Annotated in this window: 14 protein-coding genes; 12 read left to right on the top strand and 2 right to left on the bottom strand. The window is 58.3% G+C overall.

The genetic code is table 11. From position 1 onward, the window contains the following. The first annotated feature begins 5 nt into the window (after window positions 1-5). Together NKI79_RS20140 and NKI79_RS20135 are read left to right on the top strand one after the other, a co-directional pair. The gene (locus tag NKI79_RS20140) at window positions 6-890 is read left to right on the top strand and encodes an NAD-dependent epimerase/dehydratase family protein (RefSeq protein WP_352803717.1); all 885 of its coding nucleotides are present in this window, start codon (window positions 6-8) and stop codon (window positions 888-890) included. A 493-nt stretch (window positions 891-1,383) separates the two neighbouring features. After that, on the top strand, window positions 1,384-2,223 hold the full coding sequence (locus tag NKI79_RS20135) for a glycoside hydrolase family 16 protein (protein WP_352803714.1): 840 nt from the start codon (window positions 1,384-1,386) through the stop codon (window positions 2,221-2,223). Between the two features lie 133 nt (window positions 2,224-2,356). On the opposite strand, the gene NKI79_RS33275 is transcribed toward NKI79_RS20135, so the two are convergent. After that, window positions 2,357-2,557, bottom strand: a complete 201-nt coding sequence (locus tag NKI79_RS33275) for a Tn3 family transposase (protein WP_502909830.1) — start codon at window positions 2,555-2,557, stop codon at window positions 2,357-2,359. Further along, a complete protein-coding gene (locus NKI79_RS33270) occupies window positions 2,464-2,739 on the bottom strand; it encodes a Tn3 family transposase (RefSeq protein ID WP_502909829.1) in 276 nt (91 codons plus the stop codon). The genes NKI79_RS33275 and NKI79_RS33270 overlap by 94 nt, the downstream gene beginning before the upstream one ends. A 173-nt stretch (window positions 2,740-2,912) precedes the next feature. Between NKI79_RS33270 and NKI79_RS20125 the strand changes: the two genes are divergently transcribed. The 10 genes from NKI79_RS20125 (at window position 2,913) to NKI79_RS20080 (ending at window position 16,451) form a co-directional block, all read left to right on the top strand. Next, window positions 2,913-3,593: a P-loop NTPase family protein gene (locus NKI79_RS20125; RefSeq protein WP_352803711.1), complete on the top strand. Its 681-nt coding sequence runs from the start codon at window positions 2,913-2,915 to the stop codon at window positions 3,591-3,593. A gap of 157 nt (window positions 3,594-3,750) precedes the next feature. Continuing rightward, the gene (locus NKI79_RS20120) at window positions 3,751-4,728 is read left to right on the top strand and encodes an NAD-dependent epimerase/dehydratase family protein (RefSeq protein ID WP_352803709.1); all 978 of its coding nucleotides are present in this window, start codon (window positions 3,751-3,753) and stop codon (window positions 4,726-4,728) included. Then, window positions 4,728-6,671, top strand: coding sequence for an HAD-IIIA family hydrolase (locus NKI79_RS20115; RefSeq protein ID WP_352803707.1), 1,944 nt, complete (start codon window positions 4,728-4,730; stop codon window positions 6,669-6,671). The genes NKI79_RS20120 and NKI79_RS20115 overlap by 1 nt, the downstream gene beginning before the upstream one ends. Continuing rightward, on the top strand, window positions 6,668-7,669 hold the full coding sequence (locus NKI79_RS20110; RefSeq protein ID WP_352803706.1) for a GHMP family kinase ATP-binding protein: 1,002 nt from the start codon (window positions 6,668-6,670) through the stop codon (window positions 7,667-7,669). The genes NKI79_RS20115 and NKI79_RS20110 overlap by 4 nt, the downstream gene beginning before the upstream one ends. After that, complete coding sequence (locus NKI79_RS20105; protein WP_352478533.1) at window positions 7,666-8,322, top strand: SIS domain-containing protein; 657 nt, start codon at window positions 7,666-7,668, stop codon at window positions 8,320-8,322. The genes NKI79_RS20110 and NKI79_RS20105 overlap by 4 nt, the downstream gene beginning before the upstream one ends. Before the next feature lie 1,148 nt (window positions 8,323-9,470). After that, on the top strand, window positions 9,471-11,015 hold the full coding sequence (locus NKI79_RS20100; RefSeq protein WP_352803703.1) for a family 16 glycosylhydrolase: 1,545 nt from the start codon (window positions 9,471-9,473) through the stop codon (window positions 11,013-11,015). A 243-nt stretch (window positions 11,016-11,258) separates the two neighbouring features. Further along, window positions 11,259-11,849, top strand: coding sequence for an ISAzo13-like element transposase-related protein (locus tag NKI79_RS20095; protein ID WP_352803702.1), 591 nt, complete (start codon window positions 11,259-11,261; stop codon window positions 11,847-11,849). Between the two features lie 126 nt (window positions 11,850-11,975). After that, a complete protein-coding gene (locus NKI79_RS20090) occupies window positions 11,976-12,929 on the top strand; it encodes a metallophosphoesterase (RefSeq protein ID WP_352803699.1) in 954 nt (317 codons plus the stop codon). A gap of 664 nt (window positions 12,930-13,593) precedes the next feature. After that, the gene (locus NKI79_RS20085) at window positions 13,594-13,731 is read left to right on the top strand and encodes a hypothetical protein (protein ID WP_352803697.1); all 138 of its coding nucleotides are present in this window, start codon (window positions 13,594-13,596) and stop codon (window positions 13,729-13,731) included. A 419-nt stretch (window positions 13,732-14,150) separates the two neighbouring features. Continuing rightward, window positions 14,151-16,451, top strand: a complete 2,301-nt coding sequence (locus NKI79_RS20080) for an AGE family epimerase/isomerase (RefSeq protein WP_352803696.1) — start codon at window positions 14,151-14,153, stop codon at window positions 16,449-16,451. Window positions 16,452-16,466: the final 15 nt, after the last annotated feature.

Genomic DNA, 16,466 nt, shown 5'->3' with positions numbered 1-16,466 from the left:
GTTCAATGCGGGTCGGTATCACCGGAGCCAACGGATATGTCGGGACCATCCTGCGTGCCGCCTTCGCCGAACAAGGGCATGAGGTCATCGCGTTCGCCCGTTCGAACTGCCTGACCTTCGGCTCTGCCGCCGCAACGGTTGGCGTCGCCGAGTGGCGCCCATACGAGATCAAGCGCCCGCCATCGAGGGCCGCATTGAGCGACCTAGATGTGCTCATCCACGGTGCATGGGATCTGACTCTCGTCAGCGCCGGCGATGTGTGGGGTGTCAATGTGTCCGGCTCGCAGCACCTCCTGCGCAATGCCGCGGACGCAAGGGTTCGTCGGGTAATTTTTATCTCCTCGATGTCCGCCCGTAAGGGAACCAGACAGTTGTACGGTCAGGCGAAGCTGGCCTGCGAGCGCACCGCCAGCAGTCTGGGAGGTGTCTCCACCCGCCTCGGACTGGTGTACGGCCCCGGCTGGGGCGGGATGGCAGGCGCGCTCCGCAAGCTCACCAACCTGCCGGTTACACCTCTCATCGGAGCGCGCTCGCATCAGTTTACCGTGCATGAGGCGGACATGGCAGCCGCCATGGTGCGTATTGCCGAGTCGGACATGCCCCTGCCGGAAGCGGTAGGGCTGGCCAACCCCGAACCGGTACCGTTCCCACGGCTCATGAAGGAGATCGCCGCATCACAAGGCAGAACACTGCGCGCCGTCCCCGTGCCCTGGCAGCTTGTCAGTGGCGTCCTCAAGGCAGCTGAGGTCCTGCATGTCTCCCTACCCTTCCGATCCGACTCCATCCTTGGGCTCGTGCACCCGGCGGCAGAGGTTCCCGGCGTAGAGCCGCTCAGGCAACTCGGAATCGAGTTTCGAAGTTTCTCGCTGGACGGCGATCGGCCGCCCTAAACAGTATGGAAGATCCCGCGGCCTTGCCGGGTGACAGTAGCAGTTTGAGGTTTCCGGGAGTCGACCAAGGAGTGTCCAAACCCTCGCCCGGACCGCAGCACTTTTATGGCGTTCTCACGACGGCGCCGAAGGAGCCGATCCATCCCAAGGTCATGCCGTGATCACACCACGGATGAGGAGCACCATCGTTTGGATGTGCGTGCGACATGGGATGAGACGAAGCCGTTGCTGCGGCCGGATGCTGCGCTGAAGATTGTAATGCGCGGCGAGGACAAAGAGGGTCAGGCAGCAGCCTTAAACCGAAGGAGACCTCCATAACCTGGTGCCCCATGGTCGCATCGAGGCCCAGCTGCCGCGCCGCAGTATAGTCGGGGTAACCAGTCCTCGTCGTTTCGCTATGAGATTGGCTGTGCCATCAGTAAGCGGCGGTGACCATTGCAATCGCATCTTGGTCAAGCCCCCTCGTTACGAGGACTCCGATGTGAAAAGTATATTGAAGTACATTTCTTTCACAGCGCTCATGATCGTCATGTGCTGCACGAGTGGTGGAGGTGGTGGATCGTCGCTGCTACCGCCGGCTGGCTACACTACCAGCCAGCTGATATTCGAGGACACCTTCACCGGGCACACGCTCGACTCCACGAAGTGGATACCGGCGATCGGGGACCAGAACGGTATCTGGCAGCAGAGCGTGCCGTCGCCGTACTCCGCGATGAACGCAGGCGGATTCAATGCCGAGTACTTCGACCCGGGTCAGATCAGCACTGGCCCATCAGGCTTGAAGATCGTTGCGACGAGAAGCAACCGGTTCGCCGGGTACACTTGGAAGTCGGGCGCCATCTGCACGCACGGCAAGTTCACGTTTGCCGGTGGCTATGCCCAGATACGCATGAAGCAGCCCGACGTCAGCACTGGCGGATGGCCGGGATTCTGGCATCTCGAGGGTGGGGCCGAGATCGACACGCAGGAGGGCGGGTTCCTCAACGGCTCCGTGTCGAGCAACGAAGTGCTGGCAAATGCTTTATTGGCTGACACCAACGAGCAGCGGTTCTTCAATGCTGGTGTGGACCTGTCGGCCGACTACCACGTCTGGGGCATGGAGTACATACCGGGTGTGTCAATCAAGTTCTATTTCGATGGTGTGCTCAAGCGAACCGTCACTACGAACGTGCCGACCGGTGCCATGACCCTGCTCATTAATCTGAGTATCGCCAACAGGAGCGCGTCTGACTGGCACACGGCCTACGACAGTTCGACGCCGGCAACGCTCCAACTGGAGGTGACCGACGTTCAGGTCTACCACCTGAGCAAGACCGACAGCATCGATGGGTGACGACACGAAAGTGAGCGCTACGCACTGCTCGATAGAACGGAGCAGGAACCAAGGGGCAGTAGCGAGACGGGCCGGCGCAGCGGCCGCAAGCCGTCGAGGTGCGTCGGATCGGCGCCCCAAACGTAGTCCCCCGTCAGACCGACATGCTCCCGGTGACGGGGCCCATCCGGATCGACGCCGTGAGGCGCAGCAGTTCGTCCCAATGCGCCGCCACGTGGTCGATGTCGATGGTCCCGCCGATTACGGCCTTGAGGAGCGCCTGCGCCCCCTTTCCCGGGAACAGTAGGAGCGGCGGTCCTTGAGATCGCGGATGCGGCGCGAAGCGAAAGCCCAAGAGATGGCAGAGCCCGAACACTTGTCGGTCACCCCGCCGGTGTCAGTGTAGTGCTCGTCGATCGACATGCCGGTCTGGTAGAGCAAGCCATCCAGCACATGTGGCGCCTCGCTGGCCGTCGCGGCGATCACCTTGGTATCGAACGGTTCATACTGGTCGGAGACGTGGGTGTAGAAGGCCACGCGGGATTCGCTGCCGTGGTGGGCCTTGACGTCGCCGACCGCTTCGCCGTGGCCCCAGCTCGATAGAACTGCCCGTCCGAAGTCGATGTCGTGCCGTCGCCCCAGAAGTCAAGGCAAAGAAAATCTCTTTGTGTTCGGCGAGAGAGTCAAAGGCGCGCTTCACGCAGGTGAGTATGCTGATAGCGAGCACATTGAGCCGCTGCGATCGATCATGGCAGCGGTTCGATCGGCACGGGTTCGTCGACCCGCACCGCGTGCGCGCGGTTATCGACGCGGAGGCAAATGAAATTGATGCGGCGCGCGCCCGACGCCTCCAGCTGAAGCTCCTCGCAAGTTGGGCGGTGAGCTTGTGCGATGGTCTCCGCGGCGCCGATCGGTTCCGCGAAGGCGCGACCGACTTCGATCATTTCCTGCTGGGCGGATCGACTCGATTGGCTCGCGACATGGCCGGTCGCGAGGCCGACGAGCCAACCGGCTCACTGGACAGTGATACCAGCGACGAGATCCGTCACTGTTCGGGGGCCATGGCGACAGCCAAACCATCATCCGGTTCCGCATCCATCGAATTCGCCGATCCCGCGGGCCGACAGATCACGCTGCACGATGCTCGATCCTCGACGACGATGTGGTACCAGGCAACAATTCGCGCTGAAAGCCACGAGGTTGCTCCCAATGAGTCTTCTGGAGAGCCTGCGAATAGCCGCGCCCGCTTCGCGGGATCAAGAGCGCCTTGGGATCGCCGTTGGCGTCGCGGCACAGGCGAGCGCGGTCAATTCAGTCCGGATCAGCAAAATGGGGCTACCCCTGAGGAACGATCGCGGATCGGAGAAAACCATGCGATGAATTCAGAATGACGCATGAGACGCATGACCTTACGACGAGCGCAGAGCTTAACGCCAAGCCCGGTCGAACTCCCGCGGTCAAGGCTCGTAAATGGAAGTTGTCATTGCACAATCTCGAGGGGACTTGAGGCGCCAAAGCTTGCGCACACGATGATAAGGGCAAATCCGATTGGGTGAACCGCACGCTATTCTTGTATCGGGAGTTGCGGGCTTCGTAGGAAGCAAGCTCGCAAGGCTCTTTGTTGATCGGGGATATTCGGTCTTCGGCTTTGATGACCTGTCACGAGGTTCTCGGCAAAACCTAAGTGGCCTCCTTACGCATGAGAGGTTCATTTTTGAGAAGGTGGATCTCTCAGACGCCGGTGCAGTGAGAAGCCGCTTTATGAATTGTCACAGTCGCATTCCGATTTCCGAAGTTTGGCACATGGCCGCCAATTCGGACATTGCTGCCGGAATCGCCGATGCCTCTGTTGATCTACGCGATACCTTTCTATCCACGTTCAACGTGTTGAACGCGATGAAGGAGGCGGGGGTTCCGTTTCTAGCTTTCGCTTCCAGTTCAGCAGTATACGGCGATTTGGGGGAGGCTCCGATTAGAGAGGATGTCGGGCCGCTGCTGCCCGTTTCCAATTACGGTGCTATGAAGCTCGCATCGGAGGCGCTCATCAGCGCTGCCGTCGAGAACTGGCTAGCTCGGGCTTTGCTCTTTCGCTTTCCGAACGTGATCGGCGTTCCAGCAACACACGGTGTCATTCTAGATTTTGTGAGAAAGCTACGGATCACGCCAAACAAGCTGAATGTTTTGGGGTCGGGGCGACAGCAGAAAGCGTATCTTCACGTCAATGATCTGATTAATGCAATTGTATACTTGCGTGCGAACGCATCCGAGCGGCTTGGCTATTACAATATCGGACCCGGGGACAACGGGGTAACCGTTAGCTTTATAGCGGAGACGACCGTCGGGGCTGTCGCACCGGGCGCAAGCATCGAATATGGAGTTGAAGACCGCGGTTGGACGGGGGATGTGCCCCGATTTTCCTATGACATAGCAAAAATCAGTGCACTCGGTTGGCGGCCCCAGCTTGGTTCGGCTGATGCGGTTCGAAAAGCCGTCGTAGAAATCGCGCGACAGGAGGCACACCTGTGATGACAGGAGGCACACCTGTGATGCAGGCGGTTGTACTTGCGGGCGGTCGAGGAACGCGGCTCAGGAGCCGGACAGGTGACTTGCCTAAGTCGCTGGTCAACGTTGGTGGCAGGCCACTTCTTGAGCATCAGATCCTCCTCGCCAAGCAACATGGTATCGAGAGTATCTTAATTCTGGTGAACCACGCTGCCGAGCAAATCGTGGAGTTTTGCAATCAGCGCGAAAATTGGGGGATTGACGTCCTTTGCGTAAATGACGGTGTGCCTCGCGGGACTGCTGGAGCAGTTCTGTCCGTTTTGGATCTGCTCGACGACGACTTCCTTACGATCTATGGCGACACGATGCTCGACATCGACCTCACCCGCTTCAAGTGCTTCCATGAAAAACACAAGACAGCAGCCGCAACAGTTTTCACCCATCCGAACGATCACCCGCATGATTCAGATCTAATAGAAACGTCAGAAGACGGTATGGTTACTGCGTTCTATCCATATCCACACGATCCCGGTTGCTACTACCCCAACAAAGTCAGCGCGGCTCTTTATTACATTCGAAGACAAGCTTTATTCCGGTGGCGCGCCGCAGTAACTCCGCTCGACTTTGGCAAAGACCTTTTTCCTGAAATGCTTCGGGCCGGTATGAAAATTAGAAGCTACAACAGCCCTGAGTACATAAAGGACGCTGGGACCCCGGCGCGACTTGACAAGGTTTGCGCCGACTTTGAATCGGGCCGCATAGCTCGAGCTTCACTCACCTCTCCGCAGAAAGCAGTATTTTTGGACAGGGATGGGTGCATCAATGTTGACTCTGGACACATCGATCGTCCCGAACGCTTCGAATTGATTGAGGGCGCTGCGGGCGCGATCGCCTGTTTCAACCGAGCCGAATACCGGGCAATTGTCGTCACTAATCAACCCGTGGTGGCCAGAGGCAATTGCTCTGCACGAGACTTGCGGATGATCCATAACAAGATGGAAACTGAGCTTGGCCGTTGTGGGGCTTTTGTTGATGCCATCTATTTCTGCCCGCACCATCCAGATCGCGGCTTTATCGGTGAGGTGGAAGAGCTGAAGATCCGCTGTGAATGCCGCAAGCCTTCTACTGGGTTGATTAATGAGGCGGTCGAGGCGTTCAATATTGATCGTAGCCAATCCTGGATCATCGGCGATTCATCTACGGATATCGCTCTCGCAAAGCGGTCTGGCATCAGATCGATCCTAGTCGAGACGGGCGCGGGCGGGTTGGATAGCAAGTATCACGTCACGCCCGACTATACCGTCTCAGACTTGTTGGAGGCAGCTAAATTCATTCTCACCGTTCATCCACCTTTGATAAATTCAGCATCTGATCTGATCTCCCATGTGAAGCCAGGTGATGTTTGTTTCGTAGGGGGCCTTTCCCGGAGCGGAAAGAGTTTTCTTTCCAGCGCTATCGCGGAGGTTCTTCGCGGGCGCGGCTTTCAGACGGAAATCGTTGCTCTTGATCGCTGGATACGGTCCGTCGCGGATCGCGAACCAAAAGTGGTAGGTCGCTCCAATTTGGACGAGATCAGGGGCGTTCTGAGCCGCTTGGTGGGAGTCCGCTCTCGCGAGACGCACGAACTGCCATTTCACAAAAAGCTCAGCCGCATATCGCGTCCAAGATCGGAAAGGATCACCATTTCTCCGGAAACCGTCCTGGTCGTGGAAGGAACCGTCGCTCTTTGGCTGTCTGATGTGGTTTTGGGCGGTCGTGCACACACATTTTTCGTTGATATTGATGAGGAGGTGCGGATGTCCAGAGTAGCGCGAGAATACCTGCGGCAAGGTATGGATTGGGGCACTGCAGCGAGTATTTACAGATCGCGCCAACAGGACGAGACACCGATCGTGCTGGCATCGCGGGCGCATGCCAAGCATTGCGTCCAATTGCGGGCGATTGAGCTGACAGAGGCAGTTCAATGATCATTAGTCAGACGCCGTTTCGAGTCAGCTTTGTGGGAGGTGGTAGCGATCTTCCTGCCTTCTATCGGCAGGAAGGTGGCGCCGTCCTAAGCGTTGCTATCGACAAGTACGTCTACGTGAATGTGAACCGCAAGTTCGATAGTGGCACTCGAATCGCTTATTCCAAAACGGAAGAAGTAGATAGTGTTGAGCACATCCAGCATCCGATTGTAAGGGCGGCGATGGGATATCTTGGGATCCCGGGAGGAATTGAGATAACCACTATTGCCGATATTCCATCGAAGGGAACAGGACTTGGATCCTCAAGCACTTTTACCGTCGGCCTTCTGCATGCACTAAACGCGTTTCGTGGGCAGTATGTCTCCAAGGCAAGGCTCGGCGCTGATAGTTGTCGCATTGAGATCGAACTTTGTGGCGCTCCCATTGGAAAGCAAGACCAATACGCCGCCGCTTTCGGCGGGTTGAATCTTATCGAGTTTCACCCTGATGAAAGCGTCTCGGTGTCACCGCTCATATGCCCAGGTGATTTTATCGCTTCAATTGAGAAACAAGTTCTCATGTTTTACACCGGCATTACGCGCAGTGCTTCAGACATTCTCGTTCGGCAGTCAGAGGGCATCGCAAGAGCACCGGACAAGCGGAAAGCGCTCAGGCGGATGGTCGAACTCACGTATCACCTTCGTGATGAACTGCATCGATGCAACCTCGACGCCTTCGGCGAAATCCTCCATGAGAACTGGCTCTTAAAAAAGAGCCTCTCTGAAGAAATAACGAACGATGTAATCGATGGCTGGTACCGAACTGCGTTGCGGGCAGGTGCCACGGGCGGAAAGTTACTTGGAGCAGGTGCAGGAGGTTTTCTCATGTTCTTCGCGCCTCTCGATCGCCACGACGCAATCAAAGTAGCCCTCGGGGAGCTAAAGCATATCCCTGCGAAGTTCGACTTCCTCGGGAGTCGCATCGTTCATTATCAACCGACATGGGAGGTCACCCAATGAATGACTTCAGCGGCAGCGCTCAAGTATACTTCGAGAAGCTCGAGACCGTTCTGGCTTCATTAGACCATGAAAGCTTTGATAACGCAGTGGCTTTGGTCGCCCAGGCACAGGAAGACGGCAAGCAAATAATCACACTTGGAAATGGCGGCAGCTCACTGACAGCGCTACACTTTATCACGGACTGGAACAAGAGCATCTATCTCTCTACGAAGCGCCCGTTTCGTGGTCGGACTCTGATCGACAATGTGGGCCTTACATTTGCGTACGCGAACGATGTTTCTTTCGAGGATGTATTCGTCGAACAGCTGAAGAACATCCTGAACGACGGCGACTTGGTCATTGCCATTTCGGGCAGCGGGAACTCGGAAAACGTCTTGCGCGCTGTTCGATACGCTAATGATCATGGCGCAGTCACGTTGGGCCTTTGTGGATATAGTGGCGGAGCGCTCAAGCAGATCGTTCAACACGTGGTTTGGGCGAATGTGAATGACATGCAGCTAGCGGAAGATATACATTCTATGTTCGGGCATGTCGTTATGCAGCGTCTCTGTTTTGGAAGTTCACAAAAGTGGAGCGATTGGCGACAACGGCTCAGCGCTGCTGGAGGCCTCAATCCAAATCGAGCTGGCGCCGAGACGGCTTGGCAACCCTGATCGAGAACAAGCCATGCCGCCAATTGGACGAACGCGGCCAATTTTGCCTTGAATAGACGACGATGCGGCGGAAGAGCAGGCCGGGCGGTTCGCGGACGCCGCAAGGTGGAGCTTTGGCGCCTGGTTGCCCGTTCAAATTTGACAAGCCGCGGGACCGTCCCGCGGCTACGAAGCGCCCTCGCGCCCGACGGCTACGTTTCAGCCATTTCAAGAGCCACTTAAGCAACCATACCTCACTTGAGTCAGATCTTGAAAAATTCGATCCTGATGCAGGCCGCTGGCGTTGCGATCAAACGATCAAACGGCCTGTCCGGCGGCTGTAGGGGCCACGCTCGATAACGGTGCCAGCCTTCACCTTCGATCCGCGCAAACCCACGGTCGAACATCCGGGCCGGCGGTTCCAGCGTTCCAGCCACAGGCACGTCAGCCAGTCCGCCACGCAGCAACCGCAGATATTCCGGCCGCCCCCTCGATCACCTCATGGACACGGACGACCCGCTCGAGCCACGGGCGCCCAGACCAGCAACATTTCAGCCGACGGACACGGTTTTCGTAGGCCGTCCGGAAGGCTGTTTCGGTGCGGCCGTTCGACACACTACCTACATTAGAAGGTGTTAATAAGTTATCGCCTAGCCTCATTCTCGCCGCAAATGGCAGGTTGGGTTATGTACATCATCCTCGAATGATCAATTCACACAAGTACAAAGCTGTGTGTGAATAAGCTATTAATGGAAATACCGGAACTTTACTTTAGTTACGCGTGTCGAATGAAAACAAAAGAACGCAATGAGCTGATGGTCTACGGTGCTTATACTACAGGACAAGCTCGGCGGTACGTCCGCCGGACGAGTTGCGCTCACTTCAATCCGGCTGCGGCTGGGACCGTTGAACACCCTGCGGGCGTCGGCAGCGACACCGTATATGGTTTCAAGGAGGAGGGCCTGATGAGCATTCCCGTTGACAAAACTCACCTTCGATGGCGGGCTCAACGTTAAGCTCGTTCGACAATATGTCTGGGGCGAGGACTTCCAAATCTCCGCTACTTTGAAATCCGTTCGCGGTGCCTAGCTGCGAGCATGCTCATGTCGCGCGCCTCGGCGATGCGCGGCCGTAGAAATCCCTGTTTTCACCTCAAAGAGGATCACCGAATGGCACTTTCCACACCTGCAGGCTTTGCCTCTAGCGACTTGGTCTACGAGGAGGACTTCTCCGGTACGGCGCTCGACAGCAATTGGCACACCTACATCACCAGCAATGCCGCCAACGGTTGGCCATGGAATACCAACGGGTCGGGAGGAAGTACGCCGGGCGGCCCATATAATGCCGACTATGATATGCCGAGCCAAGTGTCCGTGAGCAACGGGACCTTGGATCTCACGGCGATCCAACAGCCCATCAGCGGCATGAATCAGGGGACGGAGCAAACATTCCCGATCACGTCGGGCGCTGTCAGCAGCTACGGCAACTTCGAATTCAACGGCGGTTACCTTCAGATCAGCATGCAGGCGCCGAGTGGCGACGGCGCATGGCCCGGCCTCTGGATGATGCCCGGCCAAGGCGCGGGCAGCAGCGGCGACAATTTCGAGATCGATATACAGGAGGGTGGATTTACCGGTTCGGGGCCCACAGACCACAATTTCGCCTGGCACCTCCACGGGCCGTCAGGGACGACCGGTGGCGTCGTGGACAGCGGCGTCGACCTCACAGCGGGCTTCCACACGTACGGCATCAACTGGGTGCCCGGTGAATCGATCACCTGGTATCTGGACGGGAAGCAGATGGCGCAAGTGACCAGCGCACAGGCAGTGATCCCGGATGAACCGATGGAATTGATGATGAACAATGGGGTCGCGAATTCGAACGCGACTGGATGGCATTCGGCTCTCGACAGCTCGACCCCATCGTCAATGCAGATGCAGATCGACGAGGTGCAGCTCTATCAAAAAACAGGTAGCGGCGACACTGTCACGGGCGCGAACGTCACTCCCCCAACCACTGGCACGACGGGGACCGAGACCGGGTCTATCCCAACTTCCGGCAGCACCAGCGATGGCACCTTGTACGGCACCAGCGGCGCCGATGTATTGCATGGAACCAGTGGCCACACGATGATCGGCTATGGCGGCAACGACACTTACTATGTCGACAATGCCAACGAGAAAGTGGTTGAGGCAGTGGGCGGCGGCAACGACAGTGTGATCGCCTCGGTGAGCTATGCGCTTTCGGCCGGCTCGGAGATCGAGCATCTCGCCACAAACAACCCGTCCGACACGAAGGCGATGACCCTCACCGGCAACGAGTTCGCCCAGACCATCCAGGGCAATGCCGGCAACAATGTCATCAACGGCGGGCTCGGCGCCGATGTCTTGACCGGTTACGGAGGCCACGATGCCTTCTCGTTCAATACTGCTCTTGGAGCCGGCAATGTCGATAAGATCACCGACTTCAAACGCTCCCAGGACACGTTCCATCTCAGCGATACCGTTTTTGCCGGGCTTCAGCCGGGCGGGCTTCCATCCAAAGCCTTCTTTGTTGGTGCAGCCGCGCATGACAGTTCCGATCATATCATCTACAACAGTGAAACTGGGGCGCTCTCGTTCGACAGTGACGGGGCCGGCGGCGCATCTCAAATACAGTTCGCCACCCTTTCCCCACATCTCTCGCTCGCCGCAGCCTCATTCTATGTGACCTGAGGGAGCGCGGGCTGCCCTGGCCAAACAAGGACTGGACAAACAGGACCTCGAAGCCATGATCCCGAACCGAAGTCGGCGGAGCAAAAGGCGGGAGCCCGGTTTCGGAGAAAATCCGCTCTGAAAGAGATGGGGTTCCATCCCGATACCATCGGGATGGAACAACAGACTCCAGTTGTGAGCTTTCTGTAGGTTGTCCATTCGGACCGAACCGAGGAGACTGGAGCTACCAAGCTTCGGCTCCGAATGAACATCCCAGACTGGCACGCGCAGCATCATCGGCTACTTTCCCTCGCCACTGATGCGATACAAGCAGGAAACACTGCGAGAGCGGTAAGAAGCCGGTTTGCAGCCGACGAAAGTTTGCCCTCCGGTTCAACTCGAGAGCGCCGCAATCTTGTTGAGGCGCAGCCGAAGCATGCGATACGTCAAAGGCGGAAAGCGGTCGGCTCGAAGCCGGGTGACCAAATCCGGTTGTGGAAGGTCGAACTGCAACAACTCGCTCGCGAGACAAACCTCGCGCTCCACATTGCATCACCATCCGACGGGTACGTCGACGTGGAGCAACATCGAACGCCCCTGTTCTGCCGCATCACGCAAACCTGCGCGGACGGCGCCCGCCTCGATCGCGTGGCCCCGGTCGAGCTGATCGCAGTCACGACAACCAACGGGCCCGAAGTTGGGCGCACGGTCTATTCCGTGACCGACGAAAAAAGCGATCAAGTGAACGATGCCGAGATGGAGGCGCTCGCCATCCAAGGCGACGCATTCATCCGTAATGGAACTACACCATCTGCTCGAGATCAGTGGCCAATCGGAGCAGTTGACGGGTCCTAGTCTAGCCCGAGCTCCCTCCCCTGCGCAATAAAGACCAATGCTTGCAGGTGACGCCGATTTGGGAAACTATTCACCCTGGGAAGCTCTCACGCGGTTGAGGGGGTTCAGGCTGCCGCAGCTGAATTCGTGGCGATCTCTAAGCCGATCTCGTTTTGCTGGGGAATACAAGTGCTGACGTCGCGGCGGTCATTCCTGAAGCTCTTTGGCGCCGTGTCCCTCGCGGCTTTCGGTCTGGCAAGTTATGCCATCGAGATTGAGCCTCGGTTTCGACTGCGTGTCACTCGCTACAAGCTCCTTCCGCCTCGCTGGCCGACGACTGCCAAGCCCCTGCGCATCGTCGTGGTCGCTGACATCCACGCCTGCGAGCCTTGGATGCCGGTTTCCAGGATCGACGAGATCGTCGGTGTTTCGAATAGCCTGCAGCCCGACATCATCCTTCTCCTTGGCGACTATGTGATGGGCGTGTCGCCGCGCTATGCCACTGGGATCGTCCCCGACACCGTTTGGGGCAATTCACTTTCGAAACTTACCGCGCCACTCGGCTGCCACGCCATTCTCGGCAACCACGACTGGTGGCACGGTGTCGATAGCGTCCGCGCAGCCCTGGTCGACAATGGCATTCCGGTCCTCGAGAACACCGCCACGCTTATCCGTCAGCAGGATGGCCCAGCATTCTGGCTCGCGGGTCTTGGCGACCAGTGGGCCATGCAGTTTTCTCGCGGCGTGTACAAGGGCGTCGACGATCTGCCTGGAACAATGGCCGCAATACCCGACGACGGCAATCCGATATTGCTCCTTGCGCATGAACCGGACATCTTCATTACTGTCCCTGACCGTGTCTGCCTGACGTTATGCGGCCATACACATGGCGGACAGGTGCGCTTGCCATTCATCGGCCCCCTCATCAGCAATTCAGCCTACGGACAGCGCTTCGCCTATGGGCATGTCGTCGAGGGTGGGCGGCACATGATCGTATCCGGGGGCTTGGGCGTATCGTGGCTGCCGGTGCGCTTCGGCGTGTCGCCGGAGATCATAGTCGTAGATATCGGCCCGAAAAACTCTCGTCCTGTCGACGAATGACACCTGCTGACCTGCCGTCCGCGGACCGTTCCGCGTGAGGGCGTTGATGGTCGTGTACATGCGGTCGGGGTTTCGCCGTGTTCCTATCGCCCTTCAATACGAACGCGGCACAGTCCATCATCCTTTCTCCGGACGGGCGGAGTTCGGCGAATAGCTCTCCACCAGAATGTCTTTAAAAAGCTGAGCCAGGCGGCCAAAGTCCAAACACCTTTCTTCGACATTGTCGGGAAGGGAAACCTGAATGCGGTCAGCGGCATCTTGCACCATCCTTGTTGTTGGCGCCCGAGCAGACGCATCTTGGCGAATGCAAATGGCATGCTTGCATTAGACCTTCTTTCGGCCTCGGCGGGCATACTCCTATTGGATCAGGCGGCGCCAACCAGCGTTTTAGGACTACTCCAATTCCTGAAGAGGCCTGCGCCGGGCTGCGTGCTAGAACTGTGCGCGCAATAGCGGATCAAAACCGTGCCTCTGGACATACTCGGCCAAGCTAGGCCGAACACATTCGTCTTTGAAAGCAGTGCTCTCATCAAAGCCACTGACTTTCGGGACTACAACGCGCGCAGGTGGTTCGGCCATCCAGACCGGGAGAAAAAGCCCGAACTCAACCTAGTGGGCGTGCATGCGATGGGCATGGAGCTTCGCACCTTGATCGGCCGAATAGGTGAAGTTTCCTACACCAGCACTGGTCACTACTTCCGTAGCCGCCATCAAGGGGCGCGTTGCCAAACTCGTCGATGCCATAGCTGGCTTCGACAAGTCGGGGCATTTCTCCCTCAAGCCGCCGATCGGGCGCGGCTAGGTCGACGGCTGTCCACGGCGATAGCCGTTTGCGAGATGCCCGACTGCAGCTTGGGCAAGACACTCGCGGACCTTTACCGCGATCTGCCGCGGACCTTCAGCATCCGGACAATGTCGCCCCACTCCCCAGACGAGGTAAAATACGGCGTTGTCGCGATAGTTGCCGAGGAATTCACGCAAGACGGGATCGAGTTCGCCGGCCAGGCGCCGGCCAATCTCGTCCCCGTGAATGGGGGCGTGTCGTTACCCAGACGGCACGTGGACTCTGGTCAGGGGCTTGTTGAACAAGCCGGAAATTGTCGTCGTGGGAGGCCAGTTTCGCCGGAAGCGACGTCGCGAGATGTTCGGGGCTCTCGATGCCGTGCGGCGCCGCAATCAGAGGTCGGAGCTTACAACCAGACATTTTGAGAGGACTGGACCATGCGGGGGCGGATCGTAAGTTTTGTCATGAGCGGGGGCATCGGGTCACGGCTGTGGCCGCTGTCGCGCGAAGACAATCCCAAGCAATTTCACGACCTTTCCGGCGACGGCTCCATGCTCGCGAAGACTGTCCGACGCCTCAAGGCGCGGTCGGACGGCGAGACGCCGATCTATCTGATAGCCTCCGAACGGCATGCCGACCGCGTTATCTCGGACATCGGTCCGCTCGGCCTGAACGGCGGCAGCCCGATTTTCGAACCCGTCGGCCGCAATACCGCCGCTGCGGTGGCCATAGCCACCTTGCACACGATCTCCGAATATGGCGGGGACGCGCTTGTGCTCGTGGTCCCCTCCGACCATCATATATCGACCGAAACGCAATTCTGGGAAACCGTCGAGGCGGGCATCCCTGCCGCCGATTCAGGAAGCACTGTCGTATTCGGCATCAAGCCGACCCATCCCGAAACCGGGTACGGTTACATCGAGATTGCGGCAACTGGTGACAGAGTGGCCACCGTTTCACACTTTGTCGAAAAGCCCAATGCCGAGACGGCCCGCGAATATGTGGCTTCGGGAAGATTCTACTGGAACGCCGGCATCTTCCTGTTTCGTGCCGACACGATGCGAAAGGCATTTCTCGACTTCCGGCCAGACATCTGGGACACCGCGAAACGGGCCTATAAGGCTGCACGGACCGACGTCTTGGGCATCTACCTGCCCCAGGGCTTCTATTCGGCTGTCCCGTCAACGTCGATCGACTACGCAGTCATGGAGCATGCACGCAATATTGCGATGGTTACGGCTTCCTTCCGCTGGAACGACCTTGGATCCTGGCAATCGCTGCTCGAAGCCAGCCCGACGGACCGCGACGGCAATGTCGTAGTGGGGGACGTTGTCGCCATGGATTGCGGCAACTCCTATCTCCGGAGCCAGGGCAGACTGCTGACAGTCATTGGAATGAAGCATGTGGCGGTGGTGACGACACCGGACGCGGTATTCGTCGCGCCTGTCAGCCACAGCCAGAACGTGAAGAAGGTCGTCGAACAACTCGAGAAGAGCGGACGCCTTGAAACGAAGTTCACGGGGTCGGACGACCGGGTCATCATCAGCGGATCATGGCGCAAGCGGGTCGAACATTGGCTCTTCAACGAAACCCTGCCGTTGTGGTCCACTGCAGGTGTCGACGATACGTATGGCGGCTTCCACGAGGCGCTCGGTTTCGATGCAAGGCCGCTGGGCAAACCCAAGCGCATGCGCACGATGGCTCGCCAGATTTACGCGTTCGCGGTGGCCAAAGAACGCGGCTGGGTTGGACCGGCCGACAAGCTCATCGACCATGGCATCGAGTTCATCGCAAGACACGGCCGCACCAATCGCGGTGGCTGGGTGCGCACCCTTAATTCCGACGGCAGCGTGGCTGACCCGACGGAGGACGCCTACGACCATTCCTGCGTGCTCCTGGCGCTTGCCCATGCTCACCGATGCGGCCATCAGGATGCCCTGCAGCTGGCACAAGAGACGTTCAATTTCATCGACACCCATCTCGAGGACGTCAGCCTGAACGGCTTCCTCGAGACCCCCGGCTGGAAGGGGGTGCGGTTCTCGAACCCGCACATGCACATGCTGGAATCCTTCCTTGCCTGGCATGGCGTCACCGGCGAGCGTGCATATCTCCGTCGGGCGGCACGCGTCGTCGATCTCTTCCGGTGCCATTTCTTCGACCAGGAGAGCTGGACGCTTGGGGAACATTTCGACGTCGACTGGCTACCGTTGCCGGGAGACGAGGGGCAGTGGACCGAACCAGGGCACCATTTCGAATGGGCTTCGCTCCTCGTCGAGTTCGCGCGGGCAAGCGGGCAGAAAGACTTGGCAGCCTACGCCAGGAAGCTCTATTCGTCGGCGATCGCCAGCGGATTGAACCGGGCCACAGGCTTGGCTTATGCAGCCGTGTCGCGGCAGGGAATTCCCTTCGACCGGCTCTCCCGCAGCTGGCCGCAATGCGAAGCCGTCAAAGCGGCCGTCGCCCTGGACGGCATCGGCGGGCCTGATCTGAAACCCGAGATCGAAGCTCGTGTCGCCCGCCTCTTCAAATGGCATATCGATCCCGCACCGCTTGGCTTGTGGATCGACCGGATTGACGAGCGCGGAAGGTCACTAGCAACGGAGGTTCCCGCGAGCATTTTCTACCACCTCGTGACGGCCCTGATGCAATATTTGGACAAGACCGCAGGGCACGTCGAACCTTTCCCGCTGCCAGCTTTGGATACGAGCAAGAGCGTTGCGATGCAGGGCTACGGCTGACCCAACTGTTGCCCC

The organism is Mesorhizobium sp. M0340 (assembly GCF_040321535.1).
Classification (GTDB): Bacteria; Pseudomonadota; Alphaproteobacteria; order Rhizobiales; family Rhizobiaceae; genus Mesorhizobium.
The sequence above is the reverse complement of the archived record's forward strand: the minus strand, read 5'-3'. Positions and strand labels throughout refer to the sequence as shown.